This window comes from Hahella sp. CR1, assembly GCF_029813005.1.
In the GTDB taxonomy this organism is placed as follows: Bacteria; Pseudomonadota; Gammaproteobacteria; order Pseudomonadales; family Oleiphilaceae; genus Hahella.
In genome coordinates this window covers 471,871-491,143 of sequence record NZ_JAPELK010000005.1, presented here as the reverse complement: position 1 = coordinate 491,143, position 19,273 = coordinate 471,871, and the positions used below count along the sequence as shown (strand labels likewise).

Annotated in this window: 11 protein-coding genes; 6 read left to right on the top strand and 5 right to left on the bottom strand. The window is 53.9% G+C overall.

What is annotated here, in order from left to right; translation table 11 throughout:
• Window positions 1–57: 57 nt before the first annotated feature.
• Window positions 58–327 carry a hypothetical protein gene (locus ONV78_RS15380; RefSeq protein WP_279504329.1) on the bottom strand — a complete coding sequence of 90 codons (270 nt, stop codon included), beginning with the start codon at window positions 325–327 and terminating at the stop codon, window positions 58–60.
• Between the two features lie 273 nt (window positions 328–600).
• Complete coding sequence (locus ONV78_RS15375) at window positions 601–4,344, bottom strand: DUF1631 family protein (RefSeq protein ID WP_279504328.1); 3,744 nt, start codon at window positions 4,342–4,344, stop codon at window positions 601–603.
• A 298-nt stretch (window positions 4,345–4,642) separates the two neighbouring features.
• On the opposite strand from ONV78_RS15375, the gene ONV78_RS15370 reads away from it, so the two are divergent.
• The 6 genes from ONV78_RS15370 to ONV78_RS15345 all read left to right on the top strand — a co-directional run bounded on the left by ONV78_RS15370 (window position 4,643) and on the right by ONV78_RS15345 (window position 10,984).
• Window positions 4,643–5,296, top strand: a complete 654-nt coding sequence (locus ONV78_RS15370; protein ID WP_279504327.1) for a TetR/AcrR family transcriptional regulator — start codon at window positions 4,643–4,645, stop codon at window positions 5,294–5,296.
• 212 nt (window positions 5,297–5,508) lie between these two features.
• Window positions 5,509–6,570: a thioredoxin domain-containing protein gene (locus tag ONV78_RS15365; RefSeq protein WP_279504326.1), complete on the top strand. Its 1,062-nt coding sequence runs from the start codon at window positions 5,509–5,511 to the stop codon at window positions 6,568–6,570.
• Window positions 6,571–6,599: 29 nt separating this feature from the next.
• Complete coding sequence (locus ONV78_RS15360) at window positions 6,600–6,881, top strand: DUF503 domain-containing protein (protein WP_279504324.1); 282 nt, start codon at window positions 6,600–6,602, stop codon at window positions 6,879–6,881.
• 229 nt (window positions 6,882–7,110) lie between these two features.
• On the top strand, window positions 7,111–8,775 hold the full coding sequence (gene panP / locus ONV78_RS15355; RefSeq protein WP_279504323.1) for a pyridoxal-dependent aspartate 1-decarboxylase PanP: 1,665 nt from the start codon (window positions 7,111–7,113) through the stop codon (window positions 8,773–8,775).
• A 117-nt stretch (window positions 8,776–8,892) separates the two neighbouring features.
• Complete coding sequence (locus tag ONV78_RS15350; RefSeq protein WP_216736500.1) at window positions 8,893–9,264, top strand: hypothetical protein; 372 nt, start codon at window positions 8,893–8,895, stop codon at window positions 9,262–9,264.
• Between the two features lie 1,168 nt (window positions 9,265–10,432).
• Complete coding sequence (locus ONV78_RS15345; RefSeq protein WP_279504322.1) at window positions 10,433–10,984, top strand: zf-TFIIB domain-containing protein; 552 nt, start codon at window positions 10,433–10,435, stop codon at window positions 10,982–10,984.
• 61 nt (window positions 10,985–11,045) lie between these two features.
• Here ONV78_RS15345 and ONV78_RS15340 read toward each other — a convergent pair whose 3' ends face one another.
• The 3 genes from ONV78_RS15340 to ONV78_RS15330 form a co-directional block, all read right to left on the bottom strand.
• Window positions 11,046–16,298: a DNA repair ATPase gene (locus ONV78_RS15340; protein ID WP_279504321.1), complete on the bottom strand. Its 5,253-nt coding sequence runs from the start codon at window positions 16,296–16,298 to the stop codon at window positions 11,046–11,048.
• A gap of 88 nt (window positions 16,299–16,386) precedes the next feature.
• Window positions 16,387–18,387, bottom strand: a complete 2,001-nt coding sequence (locus ONV78_RS15335; RefSeq protein WP_279504319.1) for a hypothetical protein — start codon at window positions 18,385–18,387, stop codon at window positions 16,387–16,389.
• Window positions 18,388–18,461: 74 nt separating this feature from the next.
• Window positions 18,462–19,091 carry a hypothetical protein gene (locus tag ONV78_RS15330; protein ID WP_279504318.1) on the bottom strand — a complete coding sequence of 210 codons (630 nt, stop codon included), beginning with the start codon at window positions 19,089–19,091 and terminating at the stop codon, window positions 18,462–18,464.
• Window positions 19,092–19,273 lie beyond the last annotated feature (182 nt).

Here is a 19,273-nt window from a genome sequence, read left to right as displayed (position 1 = left end):
CCGTCCGACGCCTACCTGGCATCGAAACGGGCCTCATTTCGCCACACAACCATATCGTTAAATAGGGTTGCTGCCGTACTGCATATCCGGTTTTCGAGGCGGATCCGCGCGCACATCGTTAGCGATGGTTTGCACCTGACCTCCACGTTGAAGGAAGGCTTCAATATCGCTATGCAATTGCTCCCGAATCTTGTTTTTTATAGCAAGCGACTGAGACTCTGAATCCGCCGCCTGTTTAACAGCAGGGCCCTCATCATCAGAATCAGCCGCACCGGAATCGTAGGTCGGCTCCAGTTCCTCAAAGTCGTCGTTATCAATGTCGCTCATGGGGTTACCTCCAAAAGACAGAGTAGGTGGTCGCTATCCTTTGTTGTTATGTCCTCTGGGAATTTTCAACCTATTTATAGTTGAGCCATGAAACTCTGCAAATGTTCTATGAGAAGAATTTTGTATCAAACTGTGATTTTCTGTAAGCATTGGCGGACAAGGGATTGAGGCCAGTCGTCATAACGCAAAACCTCACATCCCGTCACAAAAGCGCAGAACACAAAATATAGGGGGGATACCGCAAACTAAGAAGAAAATGTAGTAAGGCGGGGGTTAAAGATCCAACAATGGAACCGGTTTACCAACGATATATCCTTGCACCCAGTCCACGCCAATTTCACTCAAGGCTTCGAGCACTTCCACGCTCTCCACGCACTCGGCGATTGTCGCCATGCCCATGAAACGTCCCAGCTCATTAATGGAGCGCACCATAGCGTAGTTGGTCATGTTCTCGTGTATATCGCGGACAAACACACCGTCAATCTTAAGAAAGTCTACGGGCAAACTTTGCAAATAGGCGTAGGAAGAGAAGCCCGTACCGAAATCATCCAGGGCGAAGCGGCAGCCCGTGCGTTTCAGTTCACGGATAAAGTCAGCGGTGTAGTGCAGACTGGCGACCGCAGCGGTTTCAGTGATTTCGAAACACACTTTCTGTGCAGGAAAGCCGCCTTTGCGGAAGTGGCCTTCAAGAAACTCCAGGAAGCCGTCGTCACTGAGCGAATGTCCTGACAGGTTGATGGTGAAACCGCCCATATTTTCCAGCTTGGCGGGATTGGCGCGCATCCAGGCCAGCACGTTATCCACCACCCAGCGATCAATGTATATGGAGCGCTTATAACGCTCTCCCGCCTCGATAAAGGCGGCAGGAGAAATCGGTTTGCCGTTCTGATCGTTCAGACCCAGCAAAATTTCATAGAAATGCTCATCGCTGGATTTATCCATCGACTGAATACGCTGTGCGCGTAACCACAGATCGCAATCGTCTATCGCCTGATCTATCCGGGAAACCCAATGCAGGACTTCCTGCTGGAATACCTGATCGCGGTCCTCTTCCAGGAACAGTTTTACCCGGCTGCCGCCCGCGCGCTTGGCGGAGCGGCACGCCAGACTGGCGTGATTCAATAAGGCGCTGGCGTCAGTGCTGGAGCCATTAATCATGACGACGCCGACACTGAGCGCTGCGGAGAAGTGCCCTTCCCCAGCTTCAAAGCGATGTTTGGAAAACTGCTTGCAGACTCGCTCCGCCGCGTCCAACGCGACATCCTGGCTTGCAGGAGAAACCAAAAGGGCGAACTCATTGCCGCCGATACGTCCCAACTTAAGTTCAATACGCAACTCATCCAGCCAGCTATCGACCAGCAGGCTGAAGTCGCGCAGTAGCCGGTCGCCAATGGCGTTGCCGTAGTTGCTGTTGATTGCGCCAAACTGATCAATATCAAAAACGATCAGCGCCGCAGTTTCGTCGTTGTTTTTCACCCAGGTGGAGAGATACTGCAGTTGCTTTTCGAATTCGTGCCGGTGCATGCACCCGGTAAGCGGGTCGTGAACGGCCTGAATGGCCATCTTGTGGTAGAGGTCCTGGACGATTGAGTAAAGGCTTTGGTCGACAAAAGGTACTTCTCCCTCTTGCACACGCGCAAGCTGCCCCCGATCCATCTTTGTCACCAAATCGCTATAGTCCAAGTGCACCTCATGTAAACCCTGGGGGGTTAGAAAGACAAATTTATAAGCATCCTCACCAACCCACACCAGACGCATGCGTTGAGAAGTATCCGCCTCGCACATTTCCACCCAATCCCCCACCTGCAACTGGTGCGCTCTTTCCTGCCAGCGTTCCGCCAGCTCAGAATCGCTCTCAGCGCCGATTTCATCGGCTTCCTCGGTAGTGGGGTAAGCGGCGACCAAAGTGTAAGTAACCGCCAAATCATCTGCAAATATGGCGCGTAACTTTTTGCAAACGGCGGAGGCCTTCTGGGGGTCCGGGCTGCTGGCCAGTTCTTTTTCAATCAAATCCAGCATAGCGGGACCTTCAAGCTCGCGCTCAAACGCCAGGTCCTCGCTGTCATTATCCTTACCAAGCCAGTCGTGCAACTGCTCAATAACGGCGAAGTAGTCCGCTACGCTGTCGCTATCGCCGCCTTCTTTCAGCAGCGCCAGCACCATAAAGTTTTCCCATCCCGCCGCCAGCAACTCCAGTACAACATCCGCCACCTGGGCGCCCGCCAATAAAGTGCTGATGCGTCGAGAGACCGCCTTACGCGCCCGCTTCAGGCGGTCGCGACCCTCACAGGTCTTGGCGATGCGTTCCGCGTTGCGAACGAAGGCGCGCTCCTGCCGCTCCACCAGTTGCTCCAGCCGGGTGGAGACCGACTCCAGCAACGCCGCATCCAACCGGCCAGCGGAAAGCTCATCAATGACTTCATTGAGTACTTTTTCCAGGCTCTTGCTGGATACCCGGTCTGCGGAAGCCAGAGCCATAAAATGGTTGAGCACGCTGCGGGCGGGATGGCGGCTGTCATCCAGGAAAGAGCTGTCTTTCAGCAGCAAAAACAGCAACGGCATACGCAGCTGGTTGATCAGCCCTTTCAATTCTGTCGGCATATTACGCGAGGAAAGGGGCGCGAAAATACGGTCAACCAGATCAACGCGATCCCAGACTTCCTGCGAATCGGAAGGCATATGCACACGCCCGCCTTCCGCCATAATCTCGACTACTTCCCGAATGGTTCCATCCTGCTGCGCCAGAGAACCTAAGAGTTCGCGCTGGTTTTGCTGCAAATCCTGCAGAAGCTGGGTTGCGCCATACTCGTAGTCCGCGCCGGGCTCTGACACGCCTCGAGAAGGCGTATACCCTCCGCGCTGCATCCTGACCAGACTGAGGATGCTGCCGCGAGGCGCGCGCATTCTGGGATGCAAAGGCGCTGAAGCGACAGGGGCGTCTTGAGAGAAATCCAAACTATCCAGATCCGAAGCGGCTCCTTCGATGACTTTTGGTTCCGGCGAGCGCTGTTTGGCGCGGCCTTCAGACCAGTTCGTACGCATCTGATCCAAGGGTACGGCTTTAAGACCATGCGACTTGAACATATCAATAAATTCGTCGGAAGAATCTCCCAATTCCCGCGAAAGCAAACGTTCAAACGCCAGATAGAGCACCGGCTTCGCTGGATCCGGCGTCTGCAGAGAGTTCACTGCGTAATGCAGGCACTGACAAAGCACCGCCGGTCCAATCGGGTTCCAGCGGTCATCAATATCCTTACCGGATACCTGACTGAGCATCTGGTTCAACATGAACAGACGGGTGCGCTGTCGGTTCGCCACTGCGGTCGCCACCATCTGCACTTCCAGCCAGTCCTCGAACTGCGTCTTATCCACTAACTCCAGCTCGCTGGACGTCCATTCACCCATAGGCCGGGTGCCAAAGAGTAAATCCAGTTCCTGATGCCAATGCTCGATGAAATCTTTTTTGAATTTTTTGCGTCCCTGGGTAAACAGGACTTTCGCGTCCCTGAACGCGTTGATGTCACGCAACACCGCGCTGGAGGCGATGCGGGTATTCAACTCAGTTTCGATATTGGTGAAGAATGTTTCCAGCATGTTGCCGATGAGGCGTTCCGCCGCATTCTCAAACCATTCCTTCAGCTTCTGTCGTTTGCTGCGGGTAGTATAGGAAGGCATGTTGGGCGCGCTTTGCCGGATCTTGAGCATCATTTCCACCAGCTGCGGCTGGGACTGCAGAAACTCAATCCCCACTTTACGCCCCTCCACCCTGCGGGTGTCGGCCAGCAACCGGAGATGATGCTCACTACCGTTGTATTGGCAGAAAATATGTACTTCCACCCGGCAGTCGGGCTTTTCCCTCAAATGATGGGCCAGCTTCTCCGAATCAATATCGGACAACAACATACCGCCAGCACAAATGTTGGCCACCCCGCAGGAAGCAGGGGTGAACCCTTTGGCCACGATAAGCGCCTCATGTTGCAGCGAATAACGGGGGTGTTGGCGTTTGTTGTTTTGCATCAAAACAATACGGGCGTCATATGAAGGTTCCCTTAAATCAGTTTAGTCATCGCCCACGATTCAGCAACCGCCAGCCCCTTGGGCCGCCGAATTTACAGAAGTCGATTATCACCGGACATTCCTGGGCGACGGATTTTCCGATGGAGCGTCAATCTGACGCCGCATGGGAAAATCCGTCGCGGCTTACTGCGGGGAACAACTCATCAGGGAAGGAAACCTCTTTTATATTTATTGAAACTTCGTAATACTTTCACGCACTTACTTTTCCCTTACTGCAACAGACCGCGTCAATCGCCCCATGGCTTACCGAGAAACAGAGAAAGTGCGGGCGCGCAAAGAAACCATCAAATTGCGCCTGTTCAAAGCCGCGGAGGAACTCATTTCCGAAGCCGGCTTCAAAGGAGCCTCTGTAGCGGCTATCGCCGCTCGCGCCGGCGTCGCCACAGGAACTGTGTATCGCTACTTTCCGGACAAATCCACGCTCTGCGCCGAAGTCTTTCGCCATGTCACCCAACGCGAAGTGGATCAGGTCGCCGCCTCTCTCAACGCGCCGGGCGGCATTGATGTCCGTCTGCGTCTTGCGATCGCCACCTTCGCTCGCCGGGCCTTGCGCGGCAGACGCCTGGCCTACGCACTCATAGCAGAGCCCGTGGACCCGGTGCTGGACCAAGAACGTCTGAACTACCGCCAGGCTTACGCAGAACTCTTCAGCCAAACCATAGCGGAAGGCGTCAAGTCAGCGGCGCTACGTCCACAGAACCCGGAGGTCAGCGGCGCAGCGCTGGTTGGCGCTTTGGCGGAATCCCTGATCGGCCCCCTCGCCGAACAGATCAAGTCCTACGTCCCCGGCCTAAGCAGCGACATGCAACCGCCCATCACCGCAGACCACCCGATCGTCATGGATATTGCAGAATTCTGCATTAATGCAGTCGGGCCTATTCCAAAGCGCTGATAACAAAAACTCTCCGTCATGTTTTAAACAATGCCCTTGGAGGGGCGCAATGATCGCCTAAAACAAGCCGGAACGCTACTGGCGCAGGCCTGACAGGTCTGTCAGAATGCCATGGCTCTCAAGTAAGGTCCTGACGCGGATCAACAATTATTTATCGCAATCGATGGCATATTAATATCAACCAATTAGACTAGACCCAACCAAAAACGCTCATGGCTACTCAGAAAAAACCGGTTCCCGCTCTTTATATCGGCGTAATTATGTTTGCGCTTGGTCTCTTGATCGCCACGCTACTGCACTCGGCCCGTTTCTCTCAAGGAGCCCTGTCAGCCCCAACGGCAGGCGATTCGTTGTTCACACTACAAGGCGAGGAATATACGCCTGAGCAACTGCCGTATGCCGAGGCCGCCGCGTTATTCGAGCTTGAGCAGCAGGTTTTTGAACGTAAGTCACAAATTCTGGAAAACGCTGCGCTTCAGGTGCATTTTCAAAACTTGGCGAAGGCGCGGAATGTTTCCAAAGAGCAGGTTCGTAATGAGCTGATTGAAATCAAACCTGTCACTGACGAAGAAGTCTCACAGTTTTTTGAAGCCAACAAACAGCAAATTCAGCGCCCTTTCTACGAAATCAAAGACGCGATCAAGGACGCCCTGCAGAAAGACCGCCTGCAACGTGCAGAACACGACCTCATCGCAAGTCTGAAGAAGCAGGGACAGCTCAGTTTGCACTTGGTTGAGCCCAATGCTCCCGTCGCAGACCTGCAACTGGAAGGCTACCCCGTCCGTGGCGCCGCCCAGGCTCCCGTCAGTATTGTTGAGTTTGCGGATTTTCGTTGTCCTCATTGCAAGCACGCCTCGCATACCTTACGCAAAATACTTGAGAAACAAAGCGATAGCGTACGCTGGACCATGGTGGACTTTCCGGTGACCGGAAAAACGTCCGTGTATCTGGCTCAGGTCGCCTACTGCGCCGGCAAGCAGGACAAATACTGGGAGTTCCATGACGCCTTCTTTGACTATGAAGGTAAACTAAACGAGGCCTCCGTGGCTGGCGTCGCTGAAAAGCTTGGTCTTGACGGAGCTAAAATCGAAGAGTGCGCCTCCAGCCCAGAAGCCGTGCAGTTCGTGGAAAAAGAACAAAATCAGGCGATGGCGCTGGGATTGCGCGGCACGCCTGCAATCTTCATCAATGGCCTCCCATTCCATGGAGATAACCTGGAAGCCGCGTTGGAAGAAGCCGTCAATGCAGCCGTGGCGCGCTCCCGCGCAGGCTGAGGCAATAACAAGATTATACGGGTCGCGTCATGCACGGTTTCGTCATCAGGTTAGAGTTTCAGCTACAAGGGTGCGCGTCGCTAAAAGAAAAACGCCAGCGCACCAGCGGCGTTCGCGAGAAACTGGGACGACAGCCGCACTTGGCGATTATCGAGTCCGGACAGACAGACGCCTTGCAAACCGGCGAGTGGACGTTAATTCTGCTGGCGCCTAACCGGGCGACAGCGGACAGACACCTGTCGCAACTTGAGCAAACACTGGCGCAAAGTTTGGACGCGCGCATTACGCTTTTCGAACAAGAGCCTTTGTAAGGCGACCGAGCCCCATATCGGTGGGCTCGACTGGATGCCGGATTGATGCAAAACAGCAGCTAACTGGTGTAATATCGGGCGACTGGCGCTTGTATTTGACAACCTCTATACTTGCGCGTCGGCTCGGTCCGCCCCCTGCGGCCAGACCAGAGCCCAGGAATATTGTTGCTGGACACGCGGGGGCGACTCCGCGCGTCCCGAAAGCGCCATTAAGCGGTAGCGGGGTCCTATGTCGAAGACCAAAAAAATCGCCAAAGCCAGTTTGGAAACCATGTATCGGGTGTTCACCATCCCCGAGGCGCCGAATTCCACACTGGGTCGAATCGACCAGAAAATCTCACAGAATCTGGCCGGATTCCTACAGGATCACATTGTGGCGGTGGAAAAAGATCTCAGCGAAATGGAAAAAGACTTCGCCGAGTCCCGCATTCCGGAAGAGCCTGTGTTCGTCTCCGAGCAAACCCAGTTCCTACTGGATAAGCTCGTTTCCCAGTCCGTGCACACTGCCTCCCCCAGTTTTATCGGTCATATGACGTCGGCGCTGCCTTATTTCATGCTGCCGCTGTCGAAAATCATGATCGCGCTGAACCAGAATCTGGTGAAAACGGAGACCTCCAAGGCGTTTACGCCGTTAGAGCGTCAGGTTATTGGGATGATGCATAGGCTTGTCTATGACAGAGACGACGCCTATTACCAAGAGTGGATGCACAATAGCAGCGCGGCGCTGGGCAGTATGTGCTCTGGCGGTACGGTGGCCAACATCACCGCGCTCTGGGTGGCGAGGAACCTGTGCTTTCCTGCTGACTCCGTCTTCAAAGGCGTACGCCGCGAAGGCATGTTCAAGGCCCTGAAGCACTACGGTTATGAAGGCGCGGCGGTGCTGGTCTCCAAGCGGGGCCACTATTCTCTCAGTAAGTCCGCCGATCTGCTCGGTCTGGGCAGCGACAATATCATCGCCATCCCGACTGGCCCCAATAACAAAATCGACCTGCAAGCCTTGCGCGCCACCTGCGAAGAGCTGCGGGACGCCAAAGTGCGCATCATCAGTCTGGTAGGCATCGCCGGCACAACGGAAACCGGTAACATTGATCCGCTGGAGGAAATGGCCGCCATCGCCAAAGAGTTCAACACCTACTTCCATGTTGATGCAGCCTGGGGCGGCCCCACTTTATTCTCCAATAATTACAGGCACTTGCTGAAGGGCATCGAGTTGGCGGACTCCGTCACTATGGACGCCCATAAACAGCTTTATGTGCCAATGGGCGCTGGATTGGTCGTATTCAAGAACCCATCCACCAGCAACGCCATTGAGCATCATGCCCAGTACATCATTCGTCAGGGGTCTCGCGACCTCGGCAGTAAAACACTGGAAGGTTCGCGGCCCGGTATGGCGATGCTCATCCAGTCCGGCTTGAAAATCATTGGCCGCACGGGTTACGAGATCCTGATCGACCTCGGCATCGAAAAAGCCAAAGCCTTCGCATCGATGATCAATCAGGCCGACGACTTCGAGCTCATCAGTGAACCAGAACTCAACATTCTCACCTATCGATATTGTCCCGCCTGGGTGAGGCAGGCCCTGGAGTTGGCCGATGAAGAACGCCAGCAGGCCATTAACGACTGCCTGAGCCGAATCACCAAAGGCATTCAGAAAACCCAGCGGGCGCGGGGCAAAGCGTTCGTTTCCCGTACGCGGCTCAATCCCGCCGCTTATGATGGGCAGGCCTGCGTCGTCTTCAGGGTAGTGCTGGCGAATCCGCTAACGACAGCGGAAATTCTGCAGGACATTCTTGAGGAGCAACGGGCGATCGCCGCAGAGGATCTTCTCACTGATCGCATGGATGAACTGCGACATCTCTGCGCCATTTCAACGGCCAAAGCAGCGGCGTCCTGAGACGCCGCATTCCTGAAAAACGGTAAAACAGCGCAAAATTCGATCAAGGTCATTGCGCCCGCTAATAATTCAGTGCACATTAAAGGCTTCCCGGCAGTATCACTATGGGAGAAGCTTATGCGTCTGGATTACCGTTCCCCTCTTGCTGACGACGCCAAATTCTGCGCCCTCTCGGGCAATGACCGGCAACGGGTAGAGTTATTTATCAAAGATACAGGCGACGCCACTTACACCCTGATCGCACTGGCGGGGCAGGAAAGCAAACCCGCAGTAAAGGTGAAACTGCAAGGTCCCTATCACAGCTTCATGCAAGCCCGCGCCGCGATGAACGCAATAGCGGGGTCACTGCTGAACATCAATTTTGATCTCCTTGAGAACGCTGTCAGCATCTGGGGCCTGCAAGCTCAAGCGCAAGTACGAAAGCTGCGCCAAGAGCGTAAGCAAAACATGGGCGACTACCGATTCAATCCTGACGACGTCTATTTTTAACAGCGCTCCGACGCGGCGATTCGTCCCCCCCTGCAGCCTGAAGCAGACGAATCTGGCGGCGACGGGTTTTGACATGTTTTTACATTAGCCACACACACGAAGAAGATATTCCTGCTAAGATAACAGCCATATCGACGCTTTTCCCGTCGTACAAATCATAGGCGCGTCACAGTAAAACTGAACGCCGCTCACCTTATTATCCTGGCGCCGCTTTTGCCGGGATACATCCTGTTACACAGTCGTTGTTATTATTCGCCGCGTAAGTGTCTATACTAGCCGTTCCGGCCAGTTCGTGGACGCCCCCTTGCGGGATCATCCAGGTCTTGTTTGGAGTATCGTGGAAGGCTCTCACGCCCTCTTCGACTTTCCAGCAAAGGACGCCTTCCAGGTTTGGTAAGGCCCACTTAAATCGTATGGAGGCGGCCTCGTCTACCGGCAACACCCTAGATAACCAGAAAAACTACGGAGCGTGAATCACATGGAATGGAACATTGATTCAAAACTCAATATAGCTCGTCATATAAGTGGTTTCGAAATGGCATTTGAACTACGGAACGGGGAAATTGTGGAGCTGAGACCTATCCAGGTACCCAAGCACCTGTCGCCGGTTCAAGTATGCCAACTTATACGCGAGTCTAAATCCGCCATTGAAAGTACTGCAAGGACAGAAGACCGAGGCCATTATTATGGCGGCAGGTCAGCCCCGGCCCACACGCCGAAGGTTGTTGTGAAAAGGAAAAGAACGTTAGTGCTGAACAACGAAACCAATTAGGTTTTCGTGATCAGCGCCTCTTTTACGCCTGCTCTAACACTGGCAGCAGTATCCGCCAGTTGCAGGCGAAGTCAGGGCTAACGCAATATTCCGCTTTCATGGCGGCTTTCCCTCCCGGCTTATTGATAATACTTTTCCCCTGGTGACCGAACGCTTCGATTCCAGCGACGTTTAGCCATTTGGCCCTGTCGTTTCCTGCCCTGAGTTAATACAATACCGTTTCGTATTTGAGCGCCATTCAGGAATACAGAACGATCAAAAGATCGCATTTGAATCCCTTCTTTTAACCGCGCTCCAATATAAAGGCGTCCGCGCGTATCCTGTCGCGGCGCAGAGTGAAAAGCCGCCAATTTATGCTTTTCCTCAAGACAGCCTCTACTATAGGAAGACCATTCCATGAAATGCACAAGCTGTAACTCAGGCGCACTAAAGCCCGGTTTCCTCGAAGACTTACTGGCCTGCCATATCTGCGATAGCTGCGGCGGAACCCTGATTTATCTGCAGGATTACCTTCGCTGGTTAAACTCGGAACATTCTTTAAGCGAAGTGGACTTTGATCTCGCAGTTAATGCGGAAGACTCCAAAAAAGCGCTGCTCTGCCCCAAAACCGGTCGCCTGATGCTGAAATATCGTATTTCAAAAAATACTGATCACCGACTCGACCTCAGCCCGGAAATTCTCGCCATGTGGTTGGATAAAGGCGAATGGGAATTGCTGAAGCGGGAAGGACTCGCCACCAAGTTGAATGCGATTTTCACCGATCCCTGGCAGCGCAAGATTCGCGAAAGCAAAGCTCGCGATGTCTTCGAAGCGTTATATGAAGAAGAGTTCGGCAAAGAAGAATACGCCAAACTACGAGAAATTCGCGAGTGGCTGGACAAACAGTCCAAACAGAAATCAATGATCGCTTATCTACTGGCGAAAGATCCTTACTCCGCCAACCGATAGCACAAAAAAGCGGGCTTAACGCCCGCTTTTGTTTATCAACAGAATCCGTCTTTCCCGCCTGTTAAGCTTCCGGTTTTTTCAGCTCAAGTCGCAGACTCTCTATTTTTGCGTTCAAGTCCGCCATGCGCTTATGGGTCTCCAGGTCCAACTGCAGCTTACCATCCATCGTTTTTACCAGGGGATAAATACTGTTTTGAATGGTGTCAGCCAGAGTCGCGAGAATTTTATCCAGTCCAGGCATGGGCTGGTTGACGACTTCCACTTTGGGCCCCACATCCACTTTTGGCGCAGCGTCTTTCAACTCGCTCATGGCCTTGACCATTCTGGCCAGTTGCTTGACCACATCAGCGGAATGATCCTTGGGCGCTTCCACCGGCAAAGCAGGTTCATTCCTTTGACCGACAACCTCAGTAAGACGACTCAATCCATCCGTCATTTCCCGCAGTTGGCGCACCGCCTGCTGTGACGCATCCATGTCCTTCAGGCCCCGATTTTTAGCGAACTCTTCTTTGATCGCTGACCAACGGGTTTGTTGCTCAGCCGTCAGCGTTCCACGCAATTCCGCCAACTTCAGCAAGTTCTCTTCCGCCCCCTGGGTTAACAACTGCGACTCTCCTTGATAGTGGTCTTCCAACAGTTGTTGTAGTTCATCCCCAGTCATCACCGAGGTGATTTTTTCCGCCAACTTATTCATGTTGCGATAACTTCCCTGCAACTTAAATGTTGGCTCGGAGCGGTATGCGTCAGCCTGGGCGCTGCTGCGAATGTATTCCTGATTAACCCGCAGCACGACTTTTTGCACATCCATCAGCTTGTCCAATACATCGACAACTTCTTTGAACTCAGCGCCACTATAGGTGTGCTTCATATCCGTCGCGGCGACTTCACGGCCCTTGGCGGCATCAATGAACTTGTAGAAATCCTCCATATCCCGGGTCGCCAGCGGCGCCAAGACGGGGTTGGACGTCATCGCGTTCTCGATATAGCTCATCGCAAAGGCGTCTTCCATGCCGCCAAGAACGTCGCCAAGGTTATAGATGTCAGCCCGGTTGGCGAGCATATCCGGCACTTTGAACGTTTCACCGCTCTCCGTGTAGGGGTTGCCCGCCATGACGATGCAGAATTTCTTGCCGCGCAGGTCGTAAGTCCGGGTTTCTCCGTTCCAGACCCCCTCTACTCTTCGCGTGCCATCGCAGAGGGAGATAAATTTCTGCAGAAACTCTGGATGCGTATGCTGGATATCGTCCAGATACAGCATGACGTTGTTGGCCAGCTCAAAACCAAAGTTCAGCTTGATCAACTCCTGTCTGGCCGTCGAGTGCGGCGCCTTTTCAGGGTCCAGGGAGACCACGTCATGGCCCAGAGAGGGACAGTTTACTTTGACGAACGTCAACCCCAAACGGCTGGCGGTATACTCCATCAAAGTGGTCTTACCGTATCCCGGCGGGGATATCATCATGAGCAAGCCCATATTATCCGTACGCTTGCTTTCGCCAACGGTCCCCATCTGCTTGGCGAGGTTATCGCCAATGAATTTCAGATAGTGGTCATTGATCAGCTTGTTGCGTACGAACGAGGTCAGCGGCCGAGGCTTGAGTTCACTTAGACGCAGCATCTTGCGAGCCTGATCCAGCTTCTGCTGGCGCAACTTGAGGAAACGCTCATAACCGGCGATGTCCTCTTCAACATGACGAGTCATACGCGCCATGAAGTCGTCTAACGCCAGCTGCAGCGCTTGCTCCTTGATCCGTGGATGCGAACCCAGCAATCCGGATACGGTGAAGCGTAAGTCGACCTCGCGCTTATCCCTGGGGATTTCCTGCTCCGCCGCCAGAATCGCCACCGCTTCGTAATGAAAATCCTCGAACGCCTGCCCCGTAGACTGGATGAACGCCTGCAGCCAGCTCTGCGCCAAGCGCCAGCGCGCGCCCAGGTCGCCGCCCAGAGACTTCATACTCTCCTGCAGCATATTCCAGGCATTGGAGGTCTGCAGATTGAGTTTCATGCGCTCATAGCAATCCAGGGCGTACTTGCCGGTTTCGAATGCGAGCGCATCTTTGCCCAACTCAGCCGCCAAATAAGCCGCCGCCTGCGCGATATCCACCTCACTGAAGTCCAGACGCTGTTGCGCCACAAATTGCGTCAACTTCTCTCCCAATGCGCCTTGTAACTGCGACATCGCCTGAGGGCTGTTCAACACATCCAGCATGATCTGCGCCGCGCGGGCCTGCGCACGACGGGCGGCGCTGCCTTCATCATACTGCCAGGCCGACCAGAACAGGCAGGCCAGCGCCCGAATTCGACCGGTATATTTCAACAGCTGCGCCTGATTGATGACTGGCAGAATCTTAGCCAGAATCAGCGCCGCATCATGGTCATGAATGCCTTTTTCATAACCTTCTTTATAGCGAGGACCGGCGAATTCGGTGACAAACGGCTGTATCTCATCCCCGGCCGCCAACGCCTGCATGACCTTATCCTTGAAGGCGACTTCTTTGGGATCGCTGAGACGCTCCAGAAAACGATGCGCCAGAAACTCCGCGCGATACACATCCGGCGTTTCCGATATCAGCGTCATATCCCAATAACGACGGCAGGCATCCAGCTCCGCATCGTCAATCGGCTGGTAGTAGTCGCTACCGGTCACATGAATGAACAGCTTGTCGTCCCTGGGCAAAATGGACAGATCCAGTTCCTGCGTATTAACGCTGAAGCGGTGACGCGGCCCTAACTTGATGACCTTGCCGCCCTCCTCGAAAATGTCCGTTTTGTCCCGCAGTCCTCTTACCGCTTGTTCCTTGGCGGATTTCAGGCGGCTTTCCAGGTCGTCTGCGGCGATTTGATCACCCAGCTCACGCAACTGCTTCACTATTTGCCGGACTTTCTGCGCCAGCGCATCGGATGCGAAGAAGGTGTTCACCTCATCCATTTGCTGGAAGCGCTGACACCGCTTGCCGACGCTTTCCAGAATGCGCCCGGCGGCGTCCGCCAGTGTGTGCGTCTTGCGTTGACGTTCTTCGATCAGGCGCTGCTTATGCTTGTCGAAGGCGTCATACACTTCATCGCGCTTGGCGAGGATGTCGCCCAGAAACTCATCAAATTCGCCGAATTGTCCTTCCAGCTCCTGCAATTGGTTCAGCAGCCGTGACAGCAGCTCGTCGCATTTATCCGGCGTATCCGCCAGACCGAGAGCATTGCTGAGGCTTTGCTCAAACAAGCGAAACTGCGCGGCGAATTGCGCAGTCGCCTCTTTCGAGCCCAGCGACTTGGCTTTGTTCTGAACCTTGGCTTTCTGCTGGTTAATCTTGGCGTACAGCTCGGAAATGCCGTCGATGATATGCGTGCGCTGTACGGCGTCCTCCACTTCCAGTGTCGCCACCAGCTCCGACAGCAAATCCAGCCCGGCGCTGATTGCGCCGAATTCTTCCAGCAAGGGTTTCAGCTCGGCGCGGGTTTCCAGTTTTTCCGCCTTCTCCGTTAGCTCCTCCAGGCGCTCGTAATAGCCATCAAGCGCTTTGGGGGTCGCCAGGAACTTGACGGTTTCCTCCGCCAGCTCCTGCTCGGTCTCCACCAATTCAGCTTCCATTGTGTCAATCGCAGAGAGGTCGATATAACGGTAATCACGCAGCGTCATCAGTCTGCCGCGCAACTTGCGGGCCGCGTCCAACGCGTTGACGAAATCTCCCGGCTGGCTCCAGGATTCCGGCGACAGGCTTTGAATCAGCTTTTTCTTATCCGCCGCCGCCTGTTCCAGTGCAGTGCGCGAACTCTCCTGAATCGACGCGACCTTTTCATACTCGTCCAGCACCAGCTCGCCGCTGGCGACCAGCTCTTTCAATAGCCCGTGCACCTCCGCCAACTCTTTGGAGTCCAACCAGTAATACTGATCGAACAATCGCATGGCGGATTTGATGAGCGAATTGTAGTGCTCGAAAGAGGCGACATTCTGCTCTACCAGACGACAAATGCTGAGCAGATCGGAAATACCGCGCACCAGCTCCTTGTTGCCGATACGCCCCAGAAACGTTTGACTGGCGGATTCCTGCGCCGCAAACGTCTCACTGAAGTAAGGGGTCTTCCAAACCTGCATGGGATGAATGCGCGTCGGCTCGTCGTCCGCCGTGAACACCACCATCCGACCGTCGTTAAGCAGCGCGTAGCCATGACCGACGATGGGGTTCTGCAGGGATTTGGTGATCAGGTTATAGCTGTATAATCCACTGATGCCCTGAGGTATTTCATAGAAGACAAACAGCACGTCCTCGCCGTTGGGCGAACGAATCGCGCGTTTAAAGCGAAAGCCGTCAATCTCTTCGTCAAAGTGCTTAAGTTCGCCGGTTTCCAGGTAATAGCCGCCGGGGAACATCAGGCCATGATCTTCCGGCAATTGAACGCAGGACTGCCCGATGGCGTCAATGCGCGTCACTTTGCTGAGGCGCTTGTTGAAAACGTAGTAACGCCAGCTATCTTCCCGATATGGCAAAATCTTTATCAGGATCAGCTCACCCACTTCCGCGTAAAAAAACTGGCCGTCGTCCAGAGACTGATTTTCATCGTCAACTGGATCGGAAAAAATGCCTTCGCCGGTGCGGGTGTTATTTTCGATCTTGAACGTCAGGTCGCCGCGAATATTATCGACGAACAGCGTGTCGAGGATATTGATATGTGGATGCAGCCCCTCGACCACTTGCTCCCGTTTGATCTCAATCCATTCAAAGTCATGGCGGGGAGGCAGTTGGATATAGCGCTCGCCGCGGTTGTCGATGTAGCTCTCCACCTCGCCGGCGGCGTTAACCGCCCATTGGAAAACTCGCAGGTCTTCCAACCGCTCGCCGATTTGAAACGCCGCCAGCAGACGCCCCTGGCGCACCACCAACTGCAGCAACTTGGCGTTTTTATAGTATGTATACAGTTCATTAAAATCAGAGAGGAACTTGGCGTCCGCCAGAAAGGTTCCGTCTGAAGAATGCTCGCTGAGCTCCAATCCCTGCTCAGTTTCAGTCAGTTGATACAACGCAAAGACATCAGAAACTTTGGTTTCTTTCTTCAGGCCGATAAAAACGTTGTATCCGAATAACAGAAAGTCCCCAACCCGAACGATGTCACGGGCGACGCAATTATTTTCGGTACGCACCCGGATACGACTGAGGATATCCATATCAGAACTGCCGAACTCCTGCAGACGCTCCTTGTTAAGCGCCTCCACCAGTTCGCGCAGGCGAAGCCCCTGTTCCTGAAGGCGTTTGCGCAAGACTTCGTAGGCGCCTCCTTCAGCAACGGCGTTTTCAACCAGATCATTGGTTTGCGATGTCATAAAGACTCCATCCAAACTGCGGTTCTATCAGATCAGGCCGACGGGCGACCAAGGCCGCCCGTCTGACTGCAAAGAAAGGGTCGAAGGGTTAGTGGGACTTCTCGCCGGACGGTTTGCCGGTGATGGACAACAGCTTGTCCAGCGCCGCTTGCACCGCCTGGCTCTTGCCAGCTACGCCATCGATGGCTTTGCCGACAGCCAGGGCTTTGGAGAAGCTCTCGAAGTATTCTCCGCCGCCGCCGACGATCTCGATATTGGACTTCTGCAGCGCTTGCGCCAGCACCTGAGCCTGATCGGTTGCAATAGACTTGTTGGCTTCGATGCTCGCCATAACTTCCTTGATCGCAGCGTCCATACGCATACGGAACTCTTCGAACTCGCGGGCTTCTGGGGACATATTGCCCATCGCGTTGAATTTCTCCACCAGGCCGTCCGCTTCCGCTTTGGCTTTCTGACGAATGATTTCCGCTTCGGTCGCGCCCAGCTCTCTTTCCGCCCGCGCCTTCGCCATACCAATGCTCTCGTCCCCGCGCGCTTTGGCGGTGAGTTTCTCTTCCAGCACTTTGGCGTCCGCCAGACCACTCTTCTCGTTGGCCGCCGCCTGGGCTTCGACGACTTCTGCTTTCGCCAGGCCTTCCGCTTTCTGAGCATTCGCCTTCGCCTGACCTTCGCGCTCGTAGGCGGCCGCCTTGGCTTCCGCTACACGGGCCTGCGCCAGTCCAGACGCGGCTTCCATCGCCTGGATGCCCTCAGCTTCCTTCTTGTTGGCTTCCGCTTTCTTGGAGGAGGCTTCCAGCTCCGCCTGAGCAATGGTGTTGATCTCCTGGGCGCGGAACACGGCTTTTTCTTTCTCTGCTTCCGCCGCCTTGACCTGCTTGACCAACTGCTCGTCCGCTTCCGCCTGGGCCGCCAGAATGCGCACTTGCTTCTCGCGTTCCGCCATAGACACTTCACGAACTTCTTTGATGCGCTCTTCCTCTTCCGCCACTTTCTTCTCGACGGAGATACGCTCACTGATCGTCAGCGTGATGACTTTACGCTGCTCTTCCAGCTCTTTCTCTTTGGCGATGCGCTGCAGCTCAACTTCGCGCTCGCGGTTAACCATTTCCAGCTGGCGGGCTTTTTCGACTTTCTCATGCTCGATCGCCACTGTGCGCTCACGGTTCTTAACCGCAATTTCCACCTGACGTTGCTTGTTCTCTTCCGCAATCGACAGCTGCTCTTCGGTCAGAATGCGCGCCTCTTCCGCTTTCTTGCGTTCTTCTTCGCGAACCTTTTGAGTTTCGGCGGTTTCACGAGCCTGAATGGACTCCACCTCACGCTTCTGTTTCGCTTCGGCGTCAGCCTGTTGGCGCTCCAGCTCCAGCATGGCTTCGCGCGTGGCGACGTTCTTACGCTTGATCTCCAGCTCTTCGTCACGCTCCAGACGGTTGGTGTGGATATTGTGCTGAGCCGTGATTTCGGTAATCTTCTTGATGCCCTCGGAGTCCAGAATATTGCTGGAATCCAGACTGGACTTAGGCGTTTGCTCCAGATAGTCGATAGCGACGTCTTCGAGCACATAACCGTTCAGGTCGTTACCAATGGTCTGAACAATGCGGTCACGGAAGCCGATACGGTCTTCAAACAGCCCCAGAAACTCCATTTGCTTACCTACCGTCTTCAGCGCTTCGGAGAACTTGGCGTTGAACAGCTCATTGACGGCGACGCGATCTGACGCGCGGGACACGCCCACCGCCTTCGCTACCTTCAGCACGTCTTCCGCCGTTTCATTCACTCGCAAATAGAACGCGACAGTAATATCAGCGCGGAGGTTATCCTGACAGATCAGGCCGTCTTTACCGCGACGATCAATCTCCAACGTGATAACCGAAATTTTCATGGTTTCGGCTTTGTGAATAACCGGCAGCACCATGGCGCCGGTAAAATACACTTTCGGCTGGGTCGACATATCGTTAACGATCAACGCCTGCCCTTGCTCTACCTTTTTATAAAATGCTTTAAACAGGGCGAGTATTCCCATCAGGAATAGAAAAATGCCCCCTATGATGGTTAAAAGTCCAAAAACAGCCCCTGCTTCCACTTCCATAAGCCACTTTCTCCTAGCTCTATGCCTAGTTGATTTATGAATTTAATTAGTTCGAAATATTGCAACGGCGGCTATCAAGAGTCCGCCAAAAAGTCTTCTTCGGGCATCACCTGATAGGCGTTTTCCGCTTCCAGGTATTTAACGAATATGACTTTATCTCCACGCTTCAGATTCAAGCCCGCTTCACCTCTGGCCTTCAGAATGAGATGCGCGCCGTCGATGGTTATTTCCGCTTCCCCAAACGTTTCACTGACGCTCCCTGACCGCACAGTCCCGGTTCTTCCGATGACGATGACTTTAGCGCTCGCCGTACCATAAGCTTTGCGAAACAAAGGACGCAAAGGACGTATGGTCTTAGCCGTCAACAGGATCGAAATTCCAAAGGCGATAGCAATAACGCCTGCGCCGGCGATGTAGAGGATAACGCCCCCAAACATGGGAATCAGGATATAAAGAGAAACGAAATAAGTGAGAGCCCAGCCGTACATTGCCAGAAAACTCAACACCAGGGGCAATGGAACGCCGGTTAAACCCAGGGTAACCATGAGTCCCGCCAGCCCCTGCGCGTCGGCCACATCCAGATCAAGATCCAAGTCGAAAGGATCCAGGTCAAGCAAGCCGATAATGGCGAGAATCCAATAGCAAACGACAATCCCTAAAAAGACTGTGAAAACCACAGTCGGAAACGAAAAAATTGTTGCCAAGTATGCTTCCATATCTCACCTCTTACGACATACTATGTCATTAATACTCAGGACGGCCATATTATGTCAACAGAAAATTTCGTCCTTCAAACAAATCATTTAGCGATTAAGCTTAGCTGTAAATCCGACGCTTTTTTTAGATTGACATGATATGGCGCGCGCTTTAGGATCGACGCGGGACA

Coding starts and splice junctions, on each gene's coding strand:
- panP (WP_279504323.1), top strand. CDS start 7,111: ATGTCGAAGACCAAAAAAATCGCCAAAGCCAGTTTGGAAACCATGTAT.
- ONV78_RS15375 (WP_279504328.1), bottom strand. CDS start 4,344: ATGCAAAACAACAAACGCCAACACCCCCGTTATTCGCTGCAACATGAG.
- ONV78_RS15370 (WP_279504327.1), top strand. CDS start 4,643: ATGGCTTACCGAGAAACAGAGAAAGTGCGGGCGCGCAAAGAAACCATC.
- ONV78_RS15345 (WP_279504322.1), top strand. CDS start 10,433: ATGAAATGCACAAGCTGTAACTCAGGCGCACTAAAGCCCGGTTTCCTC.
- ONV78_RS15365 (WP_279504326.1), top strand. CDS start 5,509: ATGGCTACTCAGAAAAAACCGGTTCCCGCTCTTTATATCGGCGTAATT.
- ONV78_RS15340 (WP_279504321.1), bottom strand. CDS start 16,298: ATGACATCGCAAACCAATGATCTGGTTGAAAACGCCGTTGCTGAAGGA.
- ONV78_RS15360 (WP_279504324.1), top strand. CDS start 6,600: ATGCACGGTTTCGTCATCAGGTTAGAGTTTCAGCTACAAGGGTGCGCG.
- ONV78_RS15380 (WP_279504329.1), bottom strand. CDS start 327: ATGAGCGACATTGATAACGACGACTTTGAGGAACTGGAGCCGACCTAC.
- ONV78_RS15335 (WP_279504319.1), bottom strand. CDS start 18,387: ATGGAAGTGGAAGCAGGGGCTGTTTTTGGACTTTTAACCATCATAGGG.
- ONV78_RS15350 (WP_216736500.1), top strand. CDS start 8,893: ATGCGTCTGGATTACCGTTCCCCTCTTGCTGACGACGCCAAATTCTGC.